Origin of the sequence: Methylobacterium sp. UNC378MF (genome assembly GCF_900103195.1) — a bacterium.
In the GTDB taxonomy this organism is placed as follows: Bacteria; Pseudomonadota; Alphaproteobacteria; order Rhizobiales; family Beijerinckiaceae; genus Methylobacterium.
In genome coordinates this window covers 1-22,100 of the sequence record NZ_FMWU01000017.1, presented here as the reverse complement: position 1 = coordinate 22,100, position 22,100 = coordinate 1, and the positions used below count along the sequence as shown (strand labels likewise).

At 67.8% G+C, this 22,100-nt stretch carries 23 protein-coding genes and 1 pseudogene; 14 read left to right on the top strand and 10 right to left on the bottom strand.

Annotation, left to right across the window (positions count from 1 at the left end):
- Positions 1-11: 11 nt before the first annotated feature.
- Entirely contained in the window at positions 12-170 is a 159-nt protein-coding gene (locus BLT59_RS31360; RefSeq protein ID WP_175544052.1) for a hypothetical protein, read from the bottom strand.
- On the opposite strand from BLT59_RS31360, the gene BLT59_RS18235 reads away from it, so the two are divergent.
- Entirely contained in the window at positions 133-1,824 is a 1,692-nt protein-coding gene (locus BLT59_RS18235) for a methyl-accepting chemotaxis protein (protein WP_091783677.1), read from the top strand. The two genes, BLT59_RS31360 and BLT59_RS18235, sit on opposite strands and share 38 nt — an antisense overlap.
- Before the next feature lie 83 nt (positions 1,825-1,907).
- Here the strand turns inward: BLT59_RS18235 and BLT59_RS18230 are convergent, their stop codons facing one another.
- On the bottom strand, positions 1,908-2,369 hold the full coding sequence (locus tag BLT59_RS18230) for a DUF2852 domain-containing protein (RefSeq protein WP_091783329.1): 462 nt from the start codon (positions 2,367-2,369) through the stop codon (positions 1,908-1,910).
- 57 nt (positions 2,370-2,426) lie between these two features.
- Positions 2,427-3,104, bottom strand: a complete 678-nt coding sequence (locus BLT59_RS18225; protein ID WP_091783326.1) for a TetR/AcrR family transcriptional regulator — start codon at positions 3,102-3,104, stop codon at positions 2,427-2,429.
- 256 nt (positions 3,105-3,360) lie between these two features.
- Between BLT59_RS18225 and BLT59_RS18220 the strand changes: the two genes are divergently transcribed.
- The 3 genes from BLT59_RS18220 (at position 3,361) to BLT59_RS18210 (ending at position 5,464) form a co-directional block, all read left to right on the top strand.
- A complete protein-coding gene (locus BLT59_RS18220; protein ID WP_091783323.1) occupies positions 3,361-3,660 on the top strand; it encodes a hypothetical protein in 300 nt (99 codons plus the stop codon).
- A 121-nt stretch (positions 3,661-3,781) separates the two neighbouring features.
- Positions 3,782-4,189 carry a thioredoxin family protein gene (locus BLT59_RS18215; RefSeq protein ID WP_091783320.1) on the top strand — a complete coding sequence of 136 codons (408 nt, stop codon included), beginning with the start codon at positions 3,782-3,784 and terminating at the stop codon, positions 4,187-4,189.
- A 102-nt stretch (positions 4,190-4,291) separates the two neighbouring features.
- Positions 4,292-5,464 (top strand): glycosyltransferase family 2 protein, encoded by a 1,173-nt coding sequence (locus BLT59_RS18210; RefSeq protein ID WP_091783316.1) that lies wholly within the window; start codon positions 4,292-4,294, stop codon positions 5,462-5,464.
- A gap of 130 nt (positions 5,465-5,594) precedes the next feature.
- On the opposite strand, the gene BLT59_RS18205 is transcribed toward BLT59_RS18210, so the two are convergent.
- Positions 5,595-6,362 carry a zinc-ribbon domain-containing protein gene (locus tag BLT59_RS18205; protein ID WP_091783314.1) on the bottom strand — a complete coding sequence of 256 codons (768 nt, stop codon included), beginning with the start codon at positions 6,360-6,362 and terminating at the stop codon, positions 5,595-5,597.
- 182 nt (positions 6,363-6,544) lie between these two features.
- Between BLT59_RS18205 and ftsE the strand changes: the two genes are divergently transcribed.
- The 3 genes from ftsE (at position 6,545) to BLT59_RS18190 (ending at position 9,161) form a co-directional block, all read left to right on the top strand.
- Positions 6,545-7,237, top strand: a complete 693-nt coding sequence (gene ftsE / locus BLT59_RS18200) for a cell division ATP-binding protein FtsE (RefSeq protein WP_020093599.1) — start codon at positions 6,545-6,547, stop codon at positions 7,235-7,237.
- Between the two features lie 41 nt (positions 7,238-7,278).
- On the top strand, positions 7,279-8,202 hold the full coding sequence (locus BLT59_RS18195) for a cell division protein FtsX (RefSeq protein ID WP_244514045.1): 924 nt from the start codon (positions 7,279-7,281) through the stop codon (positions 8,200-8,202).
- Between the two features lie 152 nt (positions 8,203-8,354).
- On the top strand, positions 8,355-9,161 hold the full coding sequence (locus BLT59_RS18190) for a YdcF family protein (RefSeq protein ID WP_091783308.1): 807 nt from the start codon (positions 8,355-8,357) through the stop codon (positions 9,159-9,161).
- A 39-nt stretch (positions 9,162-9,200) separates the two neighbouring features.
- On the opposite strand, the gene BLT59_RS18185 is transcribed toward BLT59_RS18190, so the two are convergent.
- The 3 genes from BLT59_RS18185 to BLT59_RS18175 form a co-directional block, all read right to left on the bottom strand.
- On the bottom strand, positions 9,201-9,524 hold the full coding sequence (locus BLT59_RS18185; protein WP_091783306.1) for a hypothetical protein: 324 nt from the start codon (positions 9,522-9,524) through the stop codon (positions 9,201-9,203).
- A 2-nt stretch (positions 9,525-9,526) separates the two neighbouring features.
- The gene (gene ptsN, locus BLT59_RS18180; RefSeq protein WP_091783304.1) at positions 9,527-9,994 is read right to left on the bottom strand and encodes a PTS IIA-like nitrogen regulatory protein PtsN; all 468 of its coding nucleotides are present in this window, start codon (positions 9,992-9,994) and stop codon (positions 9,527-9,529) included.
- Positions 9,995-10,137: 143 nt separating this feature from the next.
- Positions 10,138-10,731 carry a ribosome hibernation promotion factor gene (locus BLT59_RS18175; protein ID WP_091783301.1) on the bottom strand — a complete coding sequence of 198 codons (594 nt, stop codon included), beginning with the start codon at positions 10,729-10,731 and terminating at the stop codon, positions 10,138-10,140.
- Between the two features lie 169 nt (positions 10,732-10,900).
- Here BLT59_RS18175 and BLT59_RS18170 point away from each other — a divergent pair, with 169 nt between their 5' ends.
- The 3 genes from BLT59_RS18170 (at position 10,901) to BLT59_RS31355 (ending at position 15,029) form a co-directional block, all read left to right on the top strand.
- Positions 10,901-12,469 (top strand): glucan biosynthesis protein D, encoded by a 1,569-nt coding sequence (locus BLT59_RS18170; protein ID WP_091783299.1) that lies wholly within the window; start codon positions 10,901-10,903, stop codon positions 12,467-12,469.
- 68 nt (positions 12,470-12,537) lie between these two features.
- Entirely contained in the window at positions 12,538-14,679 is a 2,142-nt protein-coding gene (gene mdoH / locus BLT59_RS18165; protein ID WP_091783675.1) for a glucans biosynthesis glucosyltransferase MdoH, read from the top strand.
- A gap of 182 nt (positions 14,680-14,861) precedes the next feature.
- On the top strand, positions 14,862-15,029 hold the full coding sequence (locus BLT59_RS31355; protein WP_175544053.1) for a hypothetical protein: 168 nt from the start codon (positions 14,862-14,864) through the stop codon (positions 15,027-15,029).
- Positions 15,030-15,051: 22 nt separating this feature from the next.
- Here the strand turns inward: BLT59_RS31355 and BLT59_RS18160 are convergent, their stop codons facing one another.
- Positions 15,052-15,252 (bottom strand): hypothetical protein, encoded by a 201-nt coding sequence (locus tag BLT59_RS18160; RefSeq protein ID WP_091783297.1) that lies wholly within the window; start codon positions 15,250-15,252, stop codon positions 15,052-15,054.
- A 420-nt stretch (positions 15,253-15,672) separates the two neighbouring features.
- Between BLT59_RS18160 and BLT59_RS18155 the strand changes: the two genes are divergently transcribed.
- From BLT59_RS18155 to BLT59_RS18145, 3 genes are all read left to right on the top strand, one after another.
- Positions 15,673-15,909, top strand: a complete 237-nt coding sequence (locus BLT59_RS18155) for a hypothetical protein (protein WP_091783295.1) — start codon at positions 15,673-15,675, stop codon at positions 15,907-15,909.
- 75 nt (positions 15,910-15,984) lie between these two features.
- Positions 15,985-18,303: a Tex family protein gene (locus BLT59_RS18150; RefSeq protein ID WP_091783293.1), complete on the top strand. Its 2,319-nt coding sequence runs from the start codon at positions 15,985-15,987 to the stop codon at positions 18,301-18,303.
- 274 nt (positions 18,304-18,577) lie between these two features.
- On the top strand, positions 18,578-19,702 hold the full coding sequence (locus BLT59_RS18145; protein WP_244514044.1) for an ATP-grasp domain-containing protein: 1,125 nt from the start codon (positions 18,578-18,580) through the stop codon (positions 19,700-19,702).
- A 52-nt stretch (positions 19,703-19,754) separates the two neighbouring features.
- On the opposite strand, the gene BLT59_RS18140 is transcribed toward BLT59_RS18145, so the two are convergent.
- Positions 19,755-20,552: a glycosyltransferase family A protein gene (locus tag BLT59_RS18140; protein ID WP_091783286.1), complete on the bottom strand. Its 798-nt coding sequence runs from the start codon at positions 20,550-20,552 to the stop codon at positions 19,755-19,757.
- An 83-nt stretch (positions 20,553-20,635) separates the two neighbouring features.
- On the bottom strand, positions 20,636-21,271 hold the full coding sequence (locus tag BLT59_RS18135; RefSeq protein WP_244514043.1) for a glycosyltransferase family 2 protein: 636 nt from the start codon (positions 21,269-21,271) through the stop codon (positions 20,636-20,638).
- 297 nt (positions 21,272-21,568) lie between these two features.
- Here BLT59_RS18135 and BLT59_RS18130 point away from each other — a divergent pair.
- Positions 21,569-22,100 (top strand): annotated as a pseudogene (locus BLT59_RS18130) (flagellar protein); the annotation flags it as partial.

Here is a 22,100-nt window from a genome sequence, read left to right as displayed (position 1 = left end):
ATCATATGGCGTCAGAACTGACCGGAAATGACATTCACGACTTGCCTGTTGATTCCCAGGTTATAAGTGAGAGAGAAAGTATCGCCCTGCGTGATGCTCCCCTCCTGTCCTCTCGTCTGGTCCGCCTGTTTCATGCGCATATCCATACCGCTCAAAACAATACTGGCCATGATCTTCCTTGGCCTGGCTCTGATCTCAGCTGTTCAGAGCGGCATGTCCCTGCGTGAACTCGCGGCCGTCGGCGAGAAGACGACGGCTCTGGCAAAGGACTGGGTTCCCTCGCTCGAGAAGGTCGGTGCGATCGAGGTCGCGGCGTCCGAAGTGCGGATCAAACAGTACCGGCTGATCCTCCTGTCGGACACGCCGGAGCACCGCGCGGCCAACGAAGCCAACCTCGCGAAAACGCATGCCCAGTTTCTGGACGCGCGACGGGCCTATGAGCCGCTGATCAGCACGCCTGAAGAACGAAGCCTCTACGACGCCTTCGATGAGTCCTGGATCCCTTTTGAACGGGCGGACCGTGAGGTGCGCCGCCTGATGGAAGCGGGTCTGCAGCAGGATGCAAAGGCGTTGCTGATCAAACCCGAGATCGTGGCCCTCTACGACAACGCTCGTGCGACCTTGGCGCGCTTGGTGCAGCATGACGAGAAAGCCGCATCCCAGGACGCCAATACTGCAATGAACAGGGTCGATCGCGCATCCGTCACCGCAATCATCGGGACCGCTCTCGCGTTACTTGCGGCTTTCGGTGCGGCGCTCTTCGGCCTCGTCTACATCTCGCGCCCAATCGCAGCGATGACCGGTGCAATGAGCAAACTCGCGCGGGGCGACACGGCGACGGACATTCCATTCCGGCATCGCCGCGACGAGATCGGCGCGATGGCCGCAGCGGTGCAGGTCTTCAAGGACAACCTGATCCGCACACGGCAACTCGAAGCCGAGGCCGAAGAGGCGCGGAGGGAAGCGGAACGTCAGCGCAGCCACGGTATGCGCCAGATGGCCGACCAGTTCGCGGAAGCCGTGGGCGGAATCATCGCGCAGGTCTCGGCGTCGGCCACCGGGCTGCAGGCGACTGCCCGGAGCATGACGGAAACCGCGGCGAAGACCGCCGAGCAATCCACGACTGTCGCGGCCGCCGCCGAGCAGGCGGGCAGCAACGTGAACACGGTGGCGGCGGCGGCCGAGGAACTGGGCACCTCCGTCCAGGAGATCGGCCGGCAGGTCAATGGCTCGGCCACGCTCGCGCGGGCGGCGGTCGACGAGGCGGATCAGACCGGCGCTATGGTCCAGGAGCTGAGCGACGCTGTCGTCAGGATCGGCGACGTTGTCGGATTGATCTCGACCATCGCGGGTCAGACGAACCTGCTGGCGTTGAACGCCACGATCGAGGCGGCCCGGGCGGGGGCAGCCGGTCGCGGCTTCGCGGTCGTGGCCACCGAAGTCAAGGCACTGGCCGAACAGACTGCCCGGGCAACCGACGAGATTTCGGGCCAGATCGCGCGGGTTCAGGCCTCGACGGACCAAGCCGTCTCAGCGATCGGAGCCATCACGGCGCGAATCCGCGAGATCGACGGCGTGGCGACGTCAATCGCCGCCGCGGTGGAGGAACAGGGCGCAGCGACCCACGAGATTGTGCGCAACGTCGGCCATGCGGCGGCGGGAACCGGCGAGGTCACCAGCAATATCGTGAGCGTCGCGAACGCCGCCGAGAAGACCGGCGCGGCGGCCGGGCAGGTCCTGATCGAAGCCTCCCGGCTTTCCGAACGTTCCGACCACCTGAATGCCGAAGTCGCACGATTCCTGGGCATGGTCCGCGCGGCCTGAAACCCGGTTCCGATCGCGGCGGCTTCAGAGCAGTGTGTTGATGGGTCCGGGCCGATCGGCCCGGACGCTGCACTTGCGATCACTCAGACCGAGTGGCCGCCGCCGCCGGTCTGGCGCTTGGCCATGAAGGCATCGAACTGCTCGCGGTCCCGAGCGCGCTTCAACTCTTCCACGAACTCGGAAAAGGCGCGGCTCTCTTCCTCGAGAGCACGCCGCTGCGCCTCAAGCCGGTCCAGCTCGGCCCGACGATAGGCATCGAAAGCGGCATTGCCGGTGCTGTCCCGGCGGCTGGCGGCCTCGAAGGCGCGGGCGAAGCGCGAGGCGGGACGCGCCCCCTCGAACTCGGACACGGTCCGGCGCGCGGCATCGCGCAGCTCCGAAAAGGCGGGATAGCCGGCGAGCTTCCAGGCCACCAACGCAAGGCCCACCGGCCACCAATAGATGAAGCCGACCACGATCGCGCCGATCTCCAGGGAACGACGGGGGAACGGGCCGGACCGGCAGAGCCTGCCGGTTGCCCAGGGAGAGGAGGATTGAGAGGTCACGGCTGTGCTCCGCTGTTCATGTGAACGCGGTTAACATGCGGGTGAGGCGAAGGGCTTTCAAGCCCGCCCGGGACCGGTCTCGCGCTCGCCCCTCTGGGCCGCTCCGTGGACCAGAGCCAGGACTCCGGCCCGCAGCAGCTCGTATTTGTCGGGAAATCCGGGGCCGCGCGGCAGATGACCGGCAGCCGAGAGGGTCGCGAGGCCGTGGGCGAGGGCCCAGACCTCCAGGGCGATGAAGCGGGGTGCCACGCCCCCGAACCCGTCCGCGAATGTGGCCTGGAGTGCTTCGACCAGCAGGTCGAAGGGGCTCGGCCGCGCGACCGCTTCCGCGGCGCCGGCCGCGGCACCGAAATCTTCGCTGCCGGCCGGGGTTCCGCGCGTCTCGAAGATGGCCGCGTAATAGGCCGGCTCCTCCTCGGCGAAGGTGAGGTAGGTCTCGCCCATACGGGTGAACCGCTCCAGCGGCGTCCCCCGCGACGTCAGGGCCCGCGCCAGACGTGCGGCGAGTTCCGCGAAGCCGCGCCCAGCGAGTTCTTCCAGCAGCGCCTCACGCCCACGGAAATGGCGATACAGCGCGGCCGGTGTGACGCCGACCAAGCGCGCGGCATCCACCAAGGTGAAGCCGCCGATCCCGCGCTCGGCAATGAATCGGCGCGCGGCCTCGAGAAGGGCCTCCTTCAGGTTGCCGTGATGGTAACTCCGCCGGTCTTCCGGCCCGTCCCGCCAGGGTCGCAAGATCTCACATCCTTCCCGCGCCTGTTGCACCTCACCGGACCTTGGCCCCGTTGTCGAGTCCGAAGGCGCGCTGACCTCCGTTCAGAGATCCGCCTAGGCTAGACAGCCGAACAAGACGGTTGTTTCGCGCAAGCCCCGACCTGCTTGACCGCCTCGAGCAAGCGTAACATTATTACACGTGCAGCCGAAAGGCGTCGACGGGCGGCTTTGCCGTGCGGGTGCTGGCTTTGCCATTGCAGGATAACGAGCATCGCTCATGGCTTTCGTGAGCCTCAGGGCGTGGCGGGCCCGCTCGGCGGAGCGCGCCGAGGTGGCGTCGCGTCTCAAGCAGGAGCTGCGCTCGGCGCTCAACCTTGGGGACGCCGATACGCTTGCGGTCAACGAGATCGCCTGCGCGGATCCCGGCTGTCCGGACATGGAGACCATCGTGCTGGTGATGCGCGCCGGCGCGCCGACGCGAGCTCTGAGGATCCGGCGCCCCATCGACGCTGTGGATGCGCACGATGTTGCGGCGCTCGCCGAGGAAGACCGGTCCTCCGACGTCTCGATAACGTGATCCGGCGCTGCGCTTTCGGGTCTCCCGGCCGTTCAGGCCGCAGGGACGCGTCCGCGCGCGCGGCGTAGCATTCCTCAAACGCCACGATCCGGTCGGGCAGGTCTCGGGAGGGAAGCACGCCATGATGAGCCGCCGTCACGTCCTCGCGCTCGCCGTCCTCGCCCCTGCCGTGAATGGGTCGTTCGGCGCACTTGCGCCAGCGCGGGCTGGCGAGACGCGGCCGTTCACGGATGCGGCCTTCGAAGCCGCGCAAACCAGCGGAAAGCCGATCCTGATCGCGGTCAGCGCCCCCTGGTGCCCGATCTGCCGAACGCAGAAGCCGATCCTCGCGAAGCTTTCGGCCGAGCCGCGCTTCAGGGATCTCCAGATCTTCGACATCGACTTTGACAGCCAGAAGGATCTGCTGAGGCGCCTGAACGTCCGGATGCAGAGCACGCTGATCGCCTACAAGGGCGCGACGGAGGTCGGCCGATCAGTGGGCGAGACGCAGCCGGAATGGATTGAGGGGCTCGTGGAGAAGACCCTCTGACCGGCGGTGCGCCGCGAAGCAGATTGTCCGGTCCCGTTCAGGGAAGCCTCGGCATAAGCGCGTTGCGGTCCCGCGTGATGGGTCCGGCGGAGATTGTCACCGGTGTCGAGCACCCTTTCGTCAGATATCCCGGGTCCCGATGCGATCGTGGCCGTGCCCGTGCGGAACGAAGAGGAGCGGATTGTGGCCTGTCTGAAGGCCATCGACGCTCAGGAGGGTGTGGACGCGGACCGCCTCGGCATCGTCCTGTTCCTGAATAATTGCACGGACAACACGGAAGCGCTCGTGTCCGCGCTGGTGCCGACCCTGTCGATCCCGGTCCGGGTGCGCGTCGAGAATTTTTCCGGCGCCCATGCCGGCTGGGCGCGGCGCAAGGCGATGGATGCTGCCGCGGAATGGCTGGGTGATGCGGGGAATGCGGGGATCATCCTGTCCACCGATGCCGACAGCCGCGTCCCGCCCAACTGGGTGGCCCGCAACCGCGCGGCGATCCTGGCGGGTGCCGATGCGGTCGCCGGCCGGGTCGAACTCGACGCGGCGGAGGCGGCACTGCTGCCGCCATCGCTGCCCGCCCGGGGCCGCCTGGAAGATCTCTATGACGCCCTGATCACCGAGGCGGAGGCGCGGATCGATCCCGATCCGCACGATCCCTGGCCGTGCCACCGGACCGCGATCGGCGCGACCCTGGCGGTGACCCGCAGCGCCTACCTTCAAGTCGGCGGCATGCCCGAGATCCCGCTCGGAGAGGACGGTGCCTTCATCGCCCGGCTGCTCGAGCATGGGCTGCGTGTCCGCCATGCCACCGACGTCTGCGTGACCATTTCGGCCCGGCTCGCCGGACGGGCACCGGGCGGCGTCGCCGACACGATCCGCTCGCGCTGCGAAGAGCCCGACGCGCTCTGCGACGCCCGGATGGAAACCTTTCCGCGGGTCGTGCGGCGCTACGTCTGGCGTCGGCGGTTTCGCGCGATGCACGGACGCGGGCTGCTCGCCCGGACCGATGCCTGGGCTCGGGCGATCGGGATCACGCCCGCGGAGGCGCTGCGGATCGCGGCCCTGCCCCTCGGTCAAGCCATTGCGGAAGCGGAGCGCGCCAGCCCGCGACTGGCCTATCGCCCGATCGGGCCGCGCCAGCTGCCCGGTCAGATCCGGATCGCCCGGCTTGGGGTCGCCGCGATCCGCGTCGGCCTCGGCTTCGCCGGCCTTTTGCAACGAGTCGCCGGGAGGGCGGCGTCCGAACGGGTGGCCACCCACCCGCATGGCAGCCGCACCTGATCCCCTCAGGAGCGGCGTTCCAGCACGTCCCGCGGCGCGACGCCGAAGCGGCGGCGGACAAGCGCAACTTGCACCAAACGGTGTCGCGGAGCGGCGCTGACGCGTCCGGGCCTCAGGGGGCGGATCGACCTCAATGGTCGGCGGCCGCGACCCGCCCGTCGGTCCGGGCAGCGGTCGCACTGGCGAAACGCAGCACGACGCTACGTCCCTCGGATGGGGGCGCCGACAGGCTTGCGCGGAACCGGGCGCTTTCGGACGAGGCGAGGACGGAGCGGGGCGGGGCGACCGAAAATGTCCGGATCGTCCGGCCGCCGGCATCGCGAATCTCGACGCTCAGCGGCGCGACCGGCGTGTCCGAGCGGGCAATGCCGACGAGATCGCCCTCCACGACGAGTTCCGCGGGACGGCCATCCTCGGCCGGGTTGCCGAAGGCCACCACGTCGCGGATCTCGATGCCACGCACATTCACCGGCAAGCCGATGCGCGCGAACAGGGACGCGGTCTGCGGCACGGCCCGCACCACATTGGTGCGGGCGAGGCAAATAAGGGGAAAAGCCGCCAGAAGCGTCAGACCGAAAGCCAGCGAAGGCGACAGTCCAGGGATCGCACGGCGGCCCTTTCCGCCAAGCTTCCCGGGCCGGGCGGGACGCGGGATCGCCGGAGCGGGGACGTCGCTGGCAATCCGTACCGACGCGGTCGCCTCCTCCCAGGCCGCATCGGCGAGCGGATCGGCCTCGGCGCGCGCGGCGAGTTCGGCCTCGTGTCCGGCGAGGACATCGGCGGGCGTGATGAACCAAGTCTCGCGGCAGGCGGCACAGCGGACCGAACGGCCCTCCATGCCGACCTTGCTGGCGTCGATCCGATATTCGCTCGCGCAGCTTGGGCAGGCGATCAGCATACGCGCCATACTCGCATCGATCGGCCGCAGCCGGGCCGAAAAGTGAATTTCCTTGAGGAAGTGTCGCCGAACAGGGTTAAGCGGCAGTGAAATCCCCGAGGCCTTGAAAACGCCCGCCGGTGCGGCGATTCCCGGGGGATGGACAGACGACACACGGCACGGTCTTGAACCTACAGGCGAGCATGAAGAGCCTGCTGCCCGGCGCGGAGCGGCCAGTGGTGCAGTTCGAGAATGTCGGCATGCGCTACGGCCTCGGGCCGGAAGTGCTATCCGACGTGAGCTTTCGCATCGCGCCGCGCTCCTTCCAGTTCCTGACCGGACCCTCCGGGGCCGGGAAGACGACTCTGCTCCGCCTGATCCTGCTGTCGGTCCGGCCAACCCGCGGGCTCGTGTCGATCTTCGGCGAGGAGGTCAGCGACATTTCGGCCAAGGCGCTGACCGGGCTTCGGCGCCGCATGGGCGTGGTGTTCCAGGATTTCCGCCTTCTGGATCACCTCACCACCTACGAGAACGTGGCCCTGCCGCTGCGCGTCCAGGGCCGGGCCGAGGCCAGCTACCGGGCCGAGGTGGTCGAGCTGCTGCGCTGGGTCGGTCTCGGTGAGCGCATGCACGCCCTGCCGCCACTGCTCTCGGGCGGCGAGAAGCAACGCGCCGCCATCGCCCGGGCGCTGATCGCGCGGCCCGACCTGCTGCTCGCCGACGAGCCCACCGGCAACGTCGACCCCGGCCTCGGCCGACGGCTGCTGCGCCTGTTCCTGGAGCTGAACAAGCTCGGAACGTCGGTCATCATTGCCACCCACGATTTCGGCATCATGGACGCGGTCGACGCTCGCCGGATGGTCCTGGGCGAAGGCCGGCTGCGGATCGAGGAATGAGCACTCAGGCGATACCGCGGACGAAGTCGGGCGGATCAGTCATGCCGCCGGATCCGTCGACGCCGGCCAATCTGCGGCGCAACGCCCCGCTCGTCCCCACCGACACGGCGGCCGGCCGGTCGCTGGCGGCGGTCATCGCGATCCTCACCTTCCTCGCCGGCCTCTGCGCGGGCGCGGCCGAGATGGTCGCCACGAACGCCGCCCAGTGGCAGGGCGATGTGGCGCGGGAGGTCACGATCCAGGTTCGGCCGGGTCCCGGCCGCGACGTCGATGCCGATGTGGCCCGCGCCGACGGCATCGCCAAGTCCGAACCCGGGATCGCGGAATCGCGGGTCTTCAGCAAGGCGGAAGCCGAGCGTCTGCTCGAACCGTGGCTCGGAACCGGGCTCGATCTGTCGGACCTGCCGGTCCCGCGGCTGATCGCCCTCAAGCTCGCGACCGGCGCCGGGACCGACTTGAAGCGCCTGCGGTCTCGGCTCGTCGAAGCCTTGCCGGGTGTCGCCAGCCTCGACGATCACGCCCTCTGGCTCCAGCGCCTCTCGACCGCCGCCAACGCCTTCGTCGGGATCGGGATTGGTCTCGTGCTGCTCGTCCTGATCGCGACCGGGCTCGCCGTGACCTTCGCGACCCGCGGTGCGATGGCGAGCAACCGCGAGGTCGTGGAGGTGCTGCATTTCGTCGGCGCCGATGACGATTACATCGCTCGCGCCTTTCAGCGACGGTTCTTCGGCTTGGGCCTGCGCGGTGGTGCGATCGGAGCGGGACTGGCGATTGTCGCTTTCGTCATCGCCGGCCTCTTCGCCCGAGCCGCGCGCTCCGGCCCCGCGGGCCAGGAGGTCGAGGCTCTGTTCGGGGCCTTCCATATCGGCGTGCGCGGCTATGCCAGCGTGATCCTGATCGGCGTGATCGCCTCGCTGGTCACCGGCATCGTCTCGCGCGTGACCGTTCGGCGATTCCTGGCCTGATCGTCCGCGACTTCACGACCAAGTGGAAATAGGGGGTCTTCCCAGCGCGTTTACCATCTGGAAACTTTATCGTTACCGTGTGGGAAGAGGCGAAAACGGCGGCCTCCGAGCCGCCGCAATCGGCGCCGATCCTCCGGAGGATGACCACGCGTATGCTGCGCGCATCGGATCCGCCCTCGACCGATGCAGTCGGCTGGGCCTGGCACGAGTGGGGTCTTCCGCGCCGGGCCGTCGCACGCCCGCGCCGTCGGCGGCACGTCGTTCTCTGGGCCTTCAGCCTCTGTGCCGGCGTCGGAATGCTGGCGTTGTTTACGGGGTTCCTCGTCTTCGTCGGTGCCCTCGCCCGCCACGAGCGCACGCCCGCCGACCGGGCCGACGGCATCGTGGCGCTCACCGGCGGCGCCCAGCGAATCGGTGACGCGATCGATCTGCTTGCCGGAGGCTATGGCCGGCGCCTGCTCATCACCGGCGTCAACGAACGGACCAGCCGCGACGAGATCACCCGCCTGAACCCGACGCAGCGCGCCCTGATCGCCTGCTGCGTGGATCTCGATTACCGGGCGCGCAACACGATCGGGAATGCCATCGAGACGCGCCGCTGGATGCGGGCGCACCGGTTCAGCACCGTCGCGGTGGTGACATCGAACTACCACATGCCGCGCACGCTGGTTGAACTCGACCATGCCCTGCAGGACAGCGACCGGGTCCTGCCGCATCCCGTGGTGACCGAGGCATTCGACGCTGATCGCTGGTGGCAGAGCCCGCCCGCCGCACGCTTGCTGGCCTCCGAATACGTGAAGTTCCTGGTGAGCTGGGTGCGTACGCGCTTCGAGGCCGATCCGGAGCGGTCGCGAGCCGCGATCCTGATCGGACGCGGCAAGCCGGTGAAGGTGGTGGCCGAGCCGCGGATGCTGCGCGGCGTCGATGAGAACGCCTTCGCCTCGAGGCGGACTGATTGATCAGCGGCGAGGATCGCTCAGCCAGCCTCGCGGCACCCGCTACCCCTTGCAGCGCGCCTTGATGGCCGCCGAGAATTCCCGGTCCGAGCCCTGAACCTGGGCGAGGCGCTCACTGCGCTCGGAACCGGACAGGCAGCGCCCGTAAACGCTCGCGACGCGGCGCATGGTCTCGACGTGACGGCGCCAGACGCGGCAATTCTTTGCCTCGTCGCCATCGGCCTGCTCCAGCTGATCGAGGGCCTGGCGCTGCATCGACTGCGCCACGAGGAGATCGCGCGCGCAGGTCGTGTCGCCCTGGGCCACGGCAGAGGTCGAGAAGGCAACCGCGACGCTCAGAGCGGCGGCAATGCGCAAGATCGGCATCGTCAGGCGGCCTGCGGCGCGGTCGAGCGCGTCAGCAGCGCGTAGAGGGCACCGGCGTCCCGGGCCGCGCGGATATGGGTGAGCATGCCCGGCTCGCGCAGAAGACGGGCCACCTGTGCCAGCGCCTTCAGGTGATCGGCGCCCGCGCCTTCGGGCGCGAGCAGCAGGAAGGCGATATCGACGGGCTGGCCGTCCAGCGATTCGAAATCGACCGGGCGATCGAACCGAGCGAACAGCCCGAAGAGACGATCCAGGCCCGGTAGCTTGCCGTGTGGGATCGCCACCCCATCGCCGATCCCGGTCGACCCGAGCCGCTCACGCTGGAGAAGCGTGTCGAACACGGCCCGCTCGCCCAAAGCCGGAAGGCGTCGCGCCGCCTGCGTCGCGAGATCCTGCAGCACCTGCTTCTTGGCGCGGGCGCGCAGGGCCGGCACGACCGCCTCAGGGTCGAGAAATTCCAGAACTGGCATCGATCGACCGTTGCCCCGTCGCCCGTTCGCAAGGAACCGGGCCTCGTCGCGAGGGCATCGACGACCGTGCCGGCCGTGCCCCCGCTGAATCAATCGGTTGGGAAACCAGCCGGTTCCGGCTCCGTTCCTCCCAACCGACCGTGTCACTCGGCGGCGTTCGGCGGGTCCACCCAGCCGATCGCCCCGTCGCTGCGCCGATATACGACGTTGATGCGGCCGGTACCAGCGTGGACGAACACAACCACTGGGGATCCCGTCATGTCGAGGGCCGTCACGGCCTCGCCGATGGTGCGACGCTGGAGGGTCTTGGTGCTCTCGGCGACGATCGGCGGGTGAGCATCGCCCTCGGCGGCATCAACGTCTTCCGGCTCCGGTGCTGCGAACACCGCGTAGGCGGCCTCCATCGCCGCGGCATCACCCGGCCCGGTGGCGTGCTGCTTGAGCTTGTGCTTGTAGCGGCGAAGCCGGGTCTCGAGGCGCTCGGCGGTCTGCTCGAAACTCGCTCGCGCGTCATGAGCAAAGCCGTTCGCCTCGATCGTCAGCCCGGAGACGAGATGCAGCACGCAATCCGTCCGGAAGGCGGCCCCGTCGCGCCGGAGCGTGACGTGCCCGTTGCAGGAATCGTGCATGTGCGAGTCAAGATATTTGGCCTGGATCGCGGACATCCGTTCCTCGACGCGGCCGCGCAGACTCTCGCCGAGATCCACGCCGTGGCCAGTGACTCGCAACGATCCCATGCCGCCTCCCCCGTTCTGATGCAGTCAGCCGAATTAGAGAGCCGGCTCGGGTTAAGTCAACGGAGCCGCTTGCGGTTCAAGCGGTTGCTTAACCCTGGGTTCAGCCACGCGATCCGTATAGAGGGGGCGCCCGAGACCTGCCCCCCAGCGACGTGAGACGACCGCCTGCATGACGATCGACGCCGGACTTTCCGTTGCTCCGACACGCCGCACCCTGCTGGTCGGCACGCTCGGCGCCGCCGCAGGATTGCTCCCGGCCGTCGCGCGGGCGGCCGATCCGGAGAAAGTACCGGCCTTGCCCGGCAGCGGAGAGGCCTTCGAGGCGGGCACGCTCACGCAGCTCGCGCGTGCCCGCGCTGCCGCGCCCTATGTTGCACCGAAGGTGGGTGACGTTCCTGCGGTTCTGAAGGGCTTGTCCCGCGAGGGCTACGAGGCGATCCGCCCGGCGGAGGGCCGCGCAGTCTGGGCCGACCGGGATATCGGCTACGTGCTTGAGCCTCTTCTGCGCGGATCAATCTTCGAGACGCCCGTCGCGCTGTCCATCGTCGAGAACGGGCTGGTCCAGCCGGTCGCCTACGACAAGACGGCGTTCGCAGCGCCGGGGCTCGAACTGCCGGATCTCGCGGTCGGCGCCGCATTCTCTGGCTTCCGCCTGCGCGCCCGGTTCGAGGGGGCCGATGGGGTGTCGAATTTCGCTCTGTTCCAGGGCGCCTCGTTCTTCCGCCTCGTCGCCGAGGGGCAGGATTTCGGCATCAACGCCCGGGCGCTCGCCCTGCGTCCGGCGGATTCCCGCGGCGAGGAATTTCCCTTGTTCCGGGCGCTGTTCATCGAGACGCCGGCACCGGGGCAGCCGGTGGTGGTCCACGCCCTCGCCGAGTCCGAATCGGCAACCGCGGCGTTCAAGATCACCCTGACGGCCGGCCGCGACGTCTCCACGGCGTCCATCGACGGGACGGTCTTCGCCCGCTCCGAACTCGACCATATCGGGCTCGGCGGCATGCAGGGCAGCTATTTGTTCGGGCCCCTCGACCGGAACCGCGTCGACGATCTGCGCGCGGCGGCCTTTTCGGTGGAGGGACTGGCGATCCACAACGGCTATGGCGAGCCGATCTGGCGCCCCGTGCACAATCCCGAAGCCCTCCAGGTTTCAGCCTTCGTGGATCGCGGGCCGAAGGGGTTCGGCCTGATGCAGCGCGCCCGCGCATACGACGATTTCGAGGATGATCTGCGGCACTGGGAACAGCGCCCGTCCCTCTGGCTGGAACCCCTGGACGACTGGAACGAGGGTGCGGTCGCGCTGCTCGAGATTCCGAGTGATTCCGAGCTGAACGAGAACGTGTTTGCCTATTGGCGGCCGAAGGCGAAGCTGGCGAAGGGCGCGGAGATGCGCTTCCAGTGCCGTCAGCATTGGTCAAAGGGCTGGCCGGATCCGCTGCCGCCCGAGATCGCGCGGATCCGCGACAGCCGCTGCGGTCACGGCAGCACGGGCAACCGCCGTCTGTTTGCCGTCGATTTCGAAGGGGACGTGCTGTTCCAGCCCGGCGAGATCGACGTCGACCTCGGTGCTTCGACCGGGACGATCACCCGCCAGGACCGGTTCCGGTATCCGGACCGCAAGACCTTACGGATCCTGTTCGAACTCGATCCCGGCGGCGAGCGGGCCAGCGAGCTGCGTCTGGCGCTCCGGCGCGGTCAGACCCGGGTGAGCGAGACTTGGCTATTTCGCTGGACACCGTGAGTTCCCCCACCAGCTGAGGACCGGCCCGCACCGTGCGATTGGACGAGACGATGACCTTCCCGCCAGCGATGGACGCTGGGTCCGGACGCGAGACCGGCCCCGACGGCGATCGCGCGATGCCTCCGGAGGCGCCCCTGGCCATGCCCGTCCAGGATCTGTCGCGCTGGGATCCGGGCACGGGCCATCGGCCGGCACGATCCCACCGGAATCAGTGGCCAGAGCGGCTTCTGGTCTTCGGCGGCGCGCTGGTCCTGACAGCCTATGGCGGCTGGCAGATGGTCGAGACCGTGTCGGTCTCGGGGAGCCCGACCGCGCTTCAGCTCGTGCTGGTCGTCCTGTTCTGCCTGACGTTTTCGTGGATCGCCCTGGCGTTCACCAGTGCCGTGCTCGGCTTCGGATTGCTGCTGCGGTGGCCGCGCCCGATTCCGGGTCCGACGGCGCTGAGCACGCGGACCGCGATCCTGATGCCCGTCTACAACGAGGCCACGGCCCGCACCTTCGCGGGCATCGAGGCCATGCGCGAGGCCGTCGAGGCGACCGGGCTCGGCGACCATTTCGACTGGTTCATCCTGTCCGATTCGACCCAGCCCGATGCCTGGATCGCCGAAGAGCGGGCCTTCCTCGACCTGCGCGGTCGCCTCGGCCCCGATGCGCGGCTCTACTACCGGCACCGGCCGAAGAACCATCACCGCAAGGCCGGAAATATCGGCGACTTCGTCACGCGATGGGGTGGCCGCTACGAACACATGCTCGTGCTGGACGCCGACAGCCTGATGAGCGGTTCGGCGATGGTGGCGCTGGCCGCCGCCATGGAGGCGGATCCGGATGCCGGCATCATCCAGACGCTGCCGCTGATCATCAACCGCAACACCCTGTTCGCCCGGCTCCAGCAATTTGCGGCTCGGATCTACGGTCCGGTCATCGCCGCCGGCCTTGCCGCATGGTCAGGGCGGGACGGCAATTACTGGGGCCACAACGCGATCATCCGGACCCGCGCGTTCGCCGAATCCTGCGGCCTTCCGGACCTTCTGGGAAAGCCCCCCTTCGGCGGGCACATCCTGTCCCACGATTTCGTCGAGGCGGCGCTGATCCGCCGAGCCGGTTGGGCGGTGTACATGCTCCACCGCCTTCCGGGCTCGTATGAGGAGAGCCCGCCCTCGCTGATCGACGTCGCAGTCCGCGATCGGCGCTGGGCGCAAGGCAATCTCCAGCACGCGCGAGTGATCGGTGCCGCGGGGCTGCACCCTGCTACCCGTCAGCACTTCGCGACCGGTATCGCCGGCTATCTCGCCTCGCCGCTCTGGTTGCTTCAGCTTGTGGTCGGCATCCTGCTGGTGCTGCAGACGGCCACGGAGCGGCCCGACTATTTCGGCGGCGCCGGTTTCTCCCCGGTCTTCCCGCGATTCGACCCGGTCCGCGCGCTTCAATTGTTCGGCCTGACCATGGCGGTTCTGCTCGCGCCCAAGCTGCTCGGCCTGATCCTCGCCCTCTTGGACGGCCCCGTGCGGCGCGCCTGCGGCGGCGCCGGCCGCCTCGTCCTGTCGAGCCTCGTCGAGATCCTGCTCTCCGCCCTCGTGGCGCCGGTGGCGATGGTGATCCAGTCGGGTTCCGTGATGGGCATCCTGCTGGGACGGGACACGGGGTGGAATCCGCAGCGGCGCGATGACGGCTCGATTCCGCTACGCGACATCGTCGCCCGCCATCGCTGGCACATGCTGCTGGGTCTCGTGGCGGGCGTTGCCGCCTTCGCGATCGCCACCTCGCTGTTCCTCTGGATGAGCCCGACGATCCTGGGTCTGGTGCTGGCGATTCCGATCTCCTGGGCAAGCGGCCAGCTCGGACTGGGCTTGGCGCTCAAGCGTCGTCTTCTCCTCGCTACGCCCGAGGAGGCTTCGCCCCCGGAAATTGCGGTCCGCGCCGCCGCCCTCACGGCGCGCAATGCGGATCGCGGCTTCGATGATGCCGACTCGCTCGCCGCGATCCACGCCGATCCCGGTCTCGCGCTGGCCCATAGCCGGATGCTTCCCGTGGGGCAGCGGCGGCCTCGGGGCGCGATCGATGCGGACCAGACCCTCGCCGCCGCCAAGATCTGCGAAGCCGAGACGGTCGCTGAGGCGCAGGCGTGGCTGTCATTGAAAGAGCGGATGGCTCTGCTGCACGACCGAGCCCTGGTCGACCGCTTGGTCCGCCTCGAGGACGGCAACCCGTGATCGGGTTTCGATCGCCCTCGGAGTGACGGCGCGTCTTCGCTCGGCCCGCAAGAACGACGCGTCGTTTTCAGGTCCGTTCACGGCGGCCCGATAGGCTTGTCCCGGGCTCGAGCGATCGGCACGGGTGAGAAGTGATTAACCATTCGGATCCTAGGCTCGCCCATTGTCCTTCGGATCCGGTCATGACCCTGCTGTTCGTGTTCCTGCTCCTGCCGCTCGCTGTCGCCATCGTTCTGGCGCGCGGCGAGCCGATCCGCACCATCAGCTGCCTCGGCGCGATGGGCGTGGGTTGCGTGATCGCCTGCACGAGCGTGATCGGTCTTTTCCGCCACCGGACCCGGACGACCTGAGGCGAACCGGCTATCCGTCTCCTTACAGGAACCCGACCTGACGGGGGCCACCGGCCAGGCTGCGACCCGCCCTGGCGACGAGCTGGGAAAAGGCCAAGGCGGCCGCCGTCGCCTGGGCCCGGGACGGGAAGCTGCGCCGCGACTCGAGGACCGGCTCGTCGGTCTCGTTGACGAGGACCCAGGACCAGAGCGACCGGCTGCGCTCGCGGATCTCGAATTGCACGGGCGCCTGCCTTTCCGGGACATGCGAAGCGAAACGCTCGCATCAGCGGGTGACATCCCGATGACGGGCACGAACATCGTCAAGGCCGGCAAGGGATACGCGTCTTCCAGCGAAGACGTCTACTTTCGTAGACTGCAAGCCGGAGGATTGTTGAAATTGCGTTGTCCTGACTATCCGTTGTTCAAGGATGCGCAGACCAGCCGGCTATAGCGGTGCTAAGAAAAGCTGGATGCCGGGGATTGTCCCCAGAAATCATGCCGGCTCTGGCGAGTCGACGCCGCAATCCGTAGCGCCGTATCTGAAGAGCGGAACGCGCAGGGGACCGGATTGACTGGATCCTCATCTTCCCGATTGTTGCACACGGGGGCTCGGAGCTTACTGGCGGCAGCACCTGTCGGTGCTGCGAAGCGGGTCGACGTGATGGCGAACCACAGCAGACTCCCGGCCGAGCGGTCGCGCCGGATCCTCGGCGATCTGGCCGAGACCCTCGGATGTACGGTTGACGTGTTTTTCGATGCGGCTCGGCACAAAGAGGTCGTTATGACCGAAGAACTGCTCAATCTGTGGTTCTCGATCAAGGATGCGCGAGCCCGCCATCGCATCCTGGACTGCGCCCGGACCGTCAAGGTGGAGGCAGCGACGCGGGAGCACACCTGACCAGCGCCATGTTTCCGGCGGCTTGGCGTTTCACGCAGGCAGACCGTCCCTCGCTGCGTCCTGACCGGAGAATCCATGAAAGCCGTGAACGCGCTGATCGCCGAAGAACTCGGTGTCGGGCAGGCGCAGGTCGCCGCTGCCGTCGCGCTCCTCGACGGCGGCGCGACCGTGCCCTTCATCGCGCGCTATCGGAAGGAGAACACGGGCGGCCTCGACGACACGCAACTGCGAAAGCTCGAGGAGCGGCTGTCCTATCTGCGTGACCTGAACGAGAGGCGCGCCGCGATCGTCGCGAGCATCACGGCCCAGGGCAAGATGTCCCCGCCCCTCGCGGCGGCCCTCGACGCTGCCGATACGAAGGCGCGCCTTGAAGACCTGTACCTGCCGTTCCGCCCCAAGCGGCGTTCGAAGGCGCAATCCGCGCGCGATGCCGGCCTCGAACCCTTGGCCCAGGCCCTGCTCAGCCGACCCGACCGGGCGCCCGAGGCCGTCGCGGCCACTTACGTTTCGGATGCGCGCGGCGTTCCGGACGCGGACGCCGCGCTGGACGGGGCCCGCGCCATCCTGATCGAGCGCTTCGCCGAGGACGCCGACCTCGTCGGGCGCCTGCGGGCGGATTACTGGCGGACCGGTCAGCTCGTCTCCCAGCTGCGCAAGGGCAAAGCCAATGAGGGGGCGAAGTTTTCCGATTACTTCGCCTGGAGCGAGCGGCTGGAACGGATGCCCTCGCACCGCATCCTGGCGATCTTCCGCGGCGAACGGGAAGAGGTACTCGACGTCGGCTTCACCGCGGAGGGTGAGGATTCGCCGCCCGGCATCCCGGGGCCGTTTGAAACCGCGATCTGCCGCCGCTTCGACATCGCGTCGCGCGGACGCCCCGGCGATTCCTGGCTTCTTGAAACCGTGCGCGCGGCGTGGCGGACGAAGATCCGAACCGGGATCAAGCAGGATCTGCGCGGCCGTTTGTTCGAGCGGGCCGAGGACGAGGCCGTGACGGTCTTCGCCGGAAACCTGAAGGACCTGCTCCTGGCTGCCCCGGCGGGCGGGCGGACCACGATGGGCCTCGACCCGGGCTATCGGAACGGCGTGAAGGTCGCGGTGGTGGACCGCACCGGGCGAGTCCTCGCGGTGGAGACGACCTATCCGCACGAGCCTCAGCGCCGCTGGCGTGAGGCGGTCGCGGCGCTGGGGCGCCTGTGCCGCCTCCACGGCGTGGAGCTTCTGGCCATCGGCAACGGGACGGCGTCCCGCGAGACCGAACGCCTTGCGGCCGAGATCATCGCGGCAAACCCGGATCTTCCGATCGCGAAGGTCATGGTCTCCGAGGCCGGCGCCTCCGTCTACTCGGCCTCGGAGATCGCGGCCCGGGAGCTTCCCGATCTCGATGTGTCCCATCGCGGCGCCGCGTCGATCGCCCGGCGCCTCCAGGATCCCCTGGCTGAGCTGGTCAAGATCGACCCCAAGTCGATCGGCGTCGGCCAGTACCAGCACGATGTCAGCGAAGCGAAGCTGTCGCGCTCGCTCTCCGCGGTCGTGGAGGATGCCGTGAATGCGGTCGGGGTGGACGTCAACACGGCCTCCCCTGCCCTTCTGGCGCAGGTCTCCGGTCTCGGCGCCGCAATGGCAACCCGGATCGTTGCGCATCGCGACGCCCAGGGGCCATTCCGGACGCGCTCGGCGCTCAAGGACGTTCCGGGTCTCGGGCCGAAGACCTTCGAGCTGGCTGCCGGCTTCCTGCGCATCCAGGGTGGCGACGACCCGCTGGACGGTTCGGGCGTCCACCCGGAAGCCTATCCGGTGGTCCGCCGCATCCTCCGGGAAACCCGGAGCGACATTCACGTCCTGCTGGGCAATACCGCCATCCTCGGCCGCCTCGCGCCCGAGACCTTCGTCGACGCGCGCTTCGGCGTGCCGACCGTCCGCGACATCATCGCCGAGCTCGAGAAGCCGGGACGCGATCCGCGGCCGGCCTTCAAGACGGCGCGGTTCGACGACGGCGTCGAGACGATCGGTGATCTCAAGCCGGGTATGCTGCTGGAAGGCGTGGTCACCAACGTGGCCGCGTTCGGTGCCTTCGTGGATATCGGCGTCCACCAGGACGGGCTCGTCCACATCTCGGCCATGGCGCGCCGGCGGATCGGGTCGCCCGCGGAGGTCGTCCGACTCGGGGAAGTCGTCCGGGTTCTGGTGCTCAACGTCGATGTTCCACGCAAGCGCATCGCGCTGTCGCTGCGGCTCGACGACCCGATCGAACCGGCTCAGCCACCGCGACGTGCCGCCGAGCCGAAGGCAGAGGCGCCTCGAAACCGACCGAGCCCGAGCGCGGAATCCGCGCCGAGCGGGGCGCTGGCAGAGGCCCTCCGTCGCGCTGCCGCGTCGCCGCGGCGCAACTGATGTCGAAGCGCGTTCCGAGTCGGCGACGCCGAAGGAGGTGTGCTGCGGCCGGCACGCGGTCGATCATGGTTAGCGCTTCGTAAACCTCCGTCTGGTCACAGTGCAGGCTTCGTGCCGCTGAGCACGATCCCAACCACCTGATCCCGGTCCCGGCACCGCTGCGACGGTCCGACTCTCGGAGGCTCTGATGCACACGCACGCTGCGGGGACCAACAACCCGAACCCGATGATCGGCCCGGCACGCCTGATCAGAGCTGCCTTCGAAGGCTCGGACATGGCCGCGCTGGCCGCCGAAATTCTCGCGCGCAGCGACGATGCCGTCGTCGACGCCGGCACCGCGATGGATATGGCAACGATCCTGCTGCTGAAGCATCGGTTCGACCAGGGGCTCGCGCTTCAGACCGAGGTTCTGCAGGGGCAGCGGCTCTTCTCGCTGCGCTCGAATCCGGATCAGGCGCGGGTCCGGGTCCTCATCCTCGTCACGGCCGGCGATCTCATGGCCAACACGCCGCTCGATTTCCTGCTGAACGACGACGATTTCGGCCTCAGCTATCTCTATCTCTGTCCCGGCGACGCGGTGCCGCGCGATCTTCCCGAGCACGATGTGATCATCACGGGCATCGCTCATTCAGCCGTCGCCGAACCGCTCCTGGAAGCCCTCGCGGCGGCCGCCGACCGGTGGACCTGTCCGATCATCAATCACCCGCGCCACGTCCTCAAGACCTCACGGCACGGGATCGCGGATGCGCTCCGCGGCGCTGAGGGAGTCCTGGCACCCGATGTCGTGCGGGTGAGCCGGTCTGCTCTGAGCGCGGCGGCGTCCCGCCTCCCCGAGGGCCTGACTTATCCGGTCCTCGTGCGGCCGCTCGATACGCATGCGGGAAACGACCTTCAGAAGGTCGATCGGGCAGAGGATTTGAAACGTTACCTCGATCACGCGACCGGCGAGGCGTTCTACGTCACGCAATTCTGCGACTACCGCGGTGCCGACGGCCTCTTCCGGAAACTCCGCGTCGTCCTGATCGACGGCGTTCCGTTCCTGTGTCACTTGGCCATTCGTGACCACTGGATGATCCATTACCTCAACGCCGGCATGCTCGAGGACGCGGGGAAGCGGCAGGCCGAGGCCGCGGCAATGGACACATTCGACGCCGAGTTCGCGCAGCGCCATCGTGCCGCCTTCGCCGAAATCCACCGGCGGATCGGGCTCGATTATCTGGTCATCGACTGCGCGGAAAGTGCGGACGGCCGACTGCTGATCTTCGAGGCGGATACCGGGATGGTCGTCCACGATATGGATCCCGTGGATCTGTTTCCCTACAAGGTGCCGCAGATGCGTCGGGTGTTCTCCGCCTTCCAGGAGGCCGTGCGCCGTCGGGCTGAAGGGCGTTCCGCCTAGGGCGGGCCCTGGGAGCCCGCGCTCCGTGAGACCGGTGCGCTGCCCGGCCCCGCTACCACGGGATACGGCCGAAGCGATCGATCAGCCGCTGATACTCGGCCTCGCTTTCGGCCTTGGAGGTCCCGCCCTGGCCGACATCCGAGGTTCCGGAGCCCGGATGCACCAGGCGGCACACCAGCGGCAGGGCGAAGCCGTGGCGTGCGAGGCTTATGTTGGGGCCGCCGAGCTGAAGGATGTTGGCGAGCCAGGGGCGGACCTGGATCGCGTCCTGTAGGGTGCCGGGCGCCGTCGCCTCGACGAGGTGGACCCGGCGCAGGCCGGTCTCGGCGAGGCGGCCGAGCCACTCGTTGTCGTAGTGCCACTTCGAGGCCGGGCTGATCGCGCCGACCTGCGCGAAGGTGGTCCGCCGCATCAGCCAGCCCGACGGCGTCGCGAAGTCGTTGATCCGGACCACCTCGCCGGCCTCGTCCACCTCGAGCTGCGTCGAGGAGACGAAATCGAAGCTCTCGAGGGTCCGCAGCGCGAAGCCGAGATATGGCGGCAGCCAGTGATCGTCGTCCTCGAGGAAGCCGACGTAGTCCCAGCTGGCATCGACGGCGCGGATCGCGGCGTTCAGCGCGGGGATCTGCCCCTTGCGCTCGCCGCGCGCGAAGGTGATCTGCGGATGGTCCGCGAGGTGCGCGGGGATCTCGGTCTCGGGGTCGGTCCCGACGAAGAAGTGGATCGTCACCGGCCTGTCGAGTTCCTGGGCGTTGGCGCTCTCCACCGCATGGTCCAGGAAGTACTGACCGGCTTTCCCGGCCAGGGTCGAGAGCTTCAGCCGAGATGGCGTGATGATCGCAATTCTCATTCCCACGCCTCATCGTGTCGAGCGCGGAACGCCGGCGCACGGAGCACAGTCAGGTGACGGCCGGTCGGTTCGCCGGTAATCGCTCAGAGCTTGTAGGATTGCTCGCCGATATGGCCGAGCTCCTTGCTCAGATAGGGATCGCACCAGATCCGGAAACCCGCAGCACGGACGCGATCGCAGAAGTCGAAGTCCTCGCCGATGTTAACGCCGGCCTCCTCGTCGACACGGAACCGGAAATAGGGTCGCTTCAGGCTTTCGAAGACCGTGGACTTGATCAACAGGAAGCCTGTTGGGATCCGTGCCATCTCCAACAAGCCCTTCGGTGCGTCAGCCGGCTGTTCCGGCAGGATCTCGCCGAGGAAGTGGAACGGCGCCGTGCGCCGCGAATAGGTCGCGCCGATGATGTCGACCTGCCGAACGAGGAGCTTGAGCAAGGCATCCTTCGGGAAGGTCATGTCGCTGTCGATGAACAGGACATACTCAGCGCCGTGTTTCTGGGCGAATTCAAGGCCCAGATTACGGGCATCGGCAACGATCGACGATTTTCCGACCACAATCGACATCGGCATCTCGCCGAGCGAATGCATCATCGATCCGAGACTGACGGCGAAATCCGCATGGACCATGGTCCCGCACGGGATCGCGATCGCCACGTGGGGAAATTTCGACGGCGTGGAGGGGTTCGGGCCGCCAACATCACCAGACGCTTGAGCGATCACAGCTGAGCTCCGTACAGGGTGCGCCCCATCCCCTCTTTCGCACACCGCATCGGATCGTCTCCGCTCGGACAAGTGCGACAGAGTTGGCCGGCGCCTCGTCTTATCGCGGTGGATGGTTAACAAATTTTGAACTCGGACCGAAATCTATCAATACTTGACGGATTGTGGAGTTGATTCATTAACGATCACCCCAACAGGGCGAAGCGTCGACAATTGATTTAACCGCTGTGAAACGTTTGAGACGCGATTACTGGCGTGCCCGAGAAACGGGTGCATCAAATCAGAAAGATACGACCCATGTCCTCGATCACCCTGTCGTCCGCCACGCGTCAGAACCTGCTCTCGCTGCAGGACACCGCCCAGCTGATGGCGACCACGCAGAACCGGCTCGCGACCGGCAAGACGGTCAACTCCGCCCTCGACAACCCGACCAACTTCTTCACCTCGCAGGCGCTCGACGGCCGCTCCTCGAGCCTGAACACCCTGCTCGACGGCATCTCCAACGGTGTCCAGTCGATCCAGGCCGCCAACCAGGGCATCACCTCGATCCAGAAGCTGGTCGACCAGGCCAAGTCGATCGCCAACCAGGCCCTCTCGACCCAGCTCTCCACGACCGGAACCGCCGCCAACACGGCCAGCACCACCTCCACGACGGTGCTGTTCACAATCAACGGCACCTCGGTCTCCGCCACAACCTCCAGCAGCCTCTCCGCCACCGTCGCTGCCCTGAACACCGCCGTCAGCTCCGCCAGCACCACCTCCAACGGATCCTTCGGCGCCGGCGCGATCTTCTCCCTCGACAGCACCGGCACCAAGATCGTGCTGAACG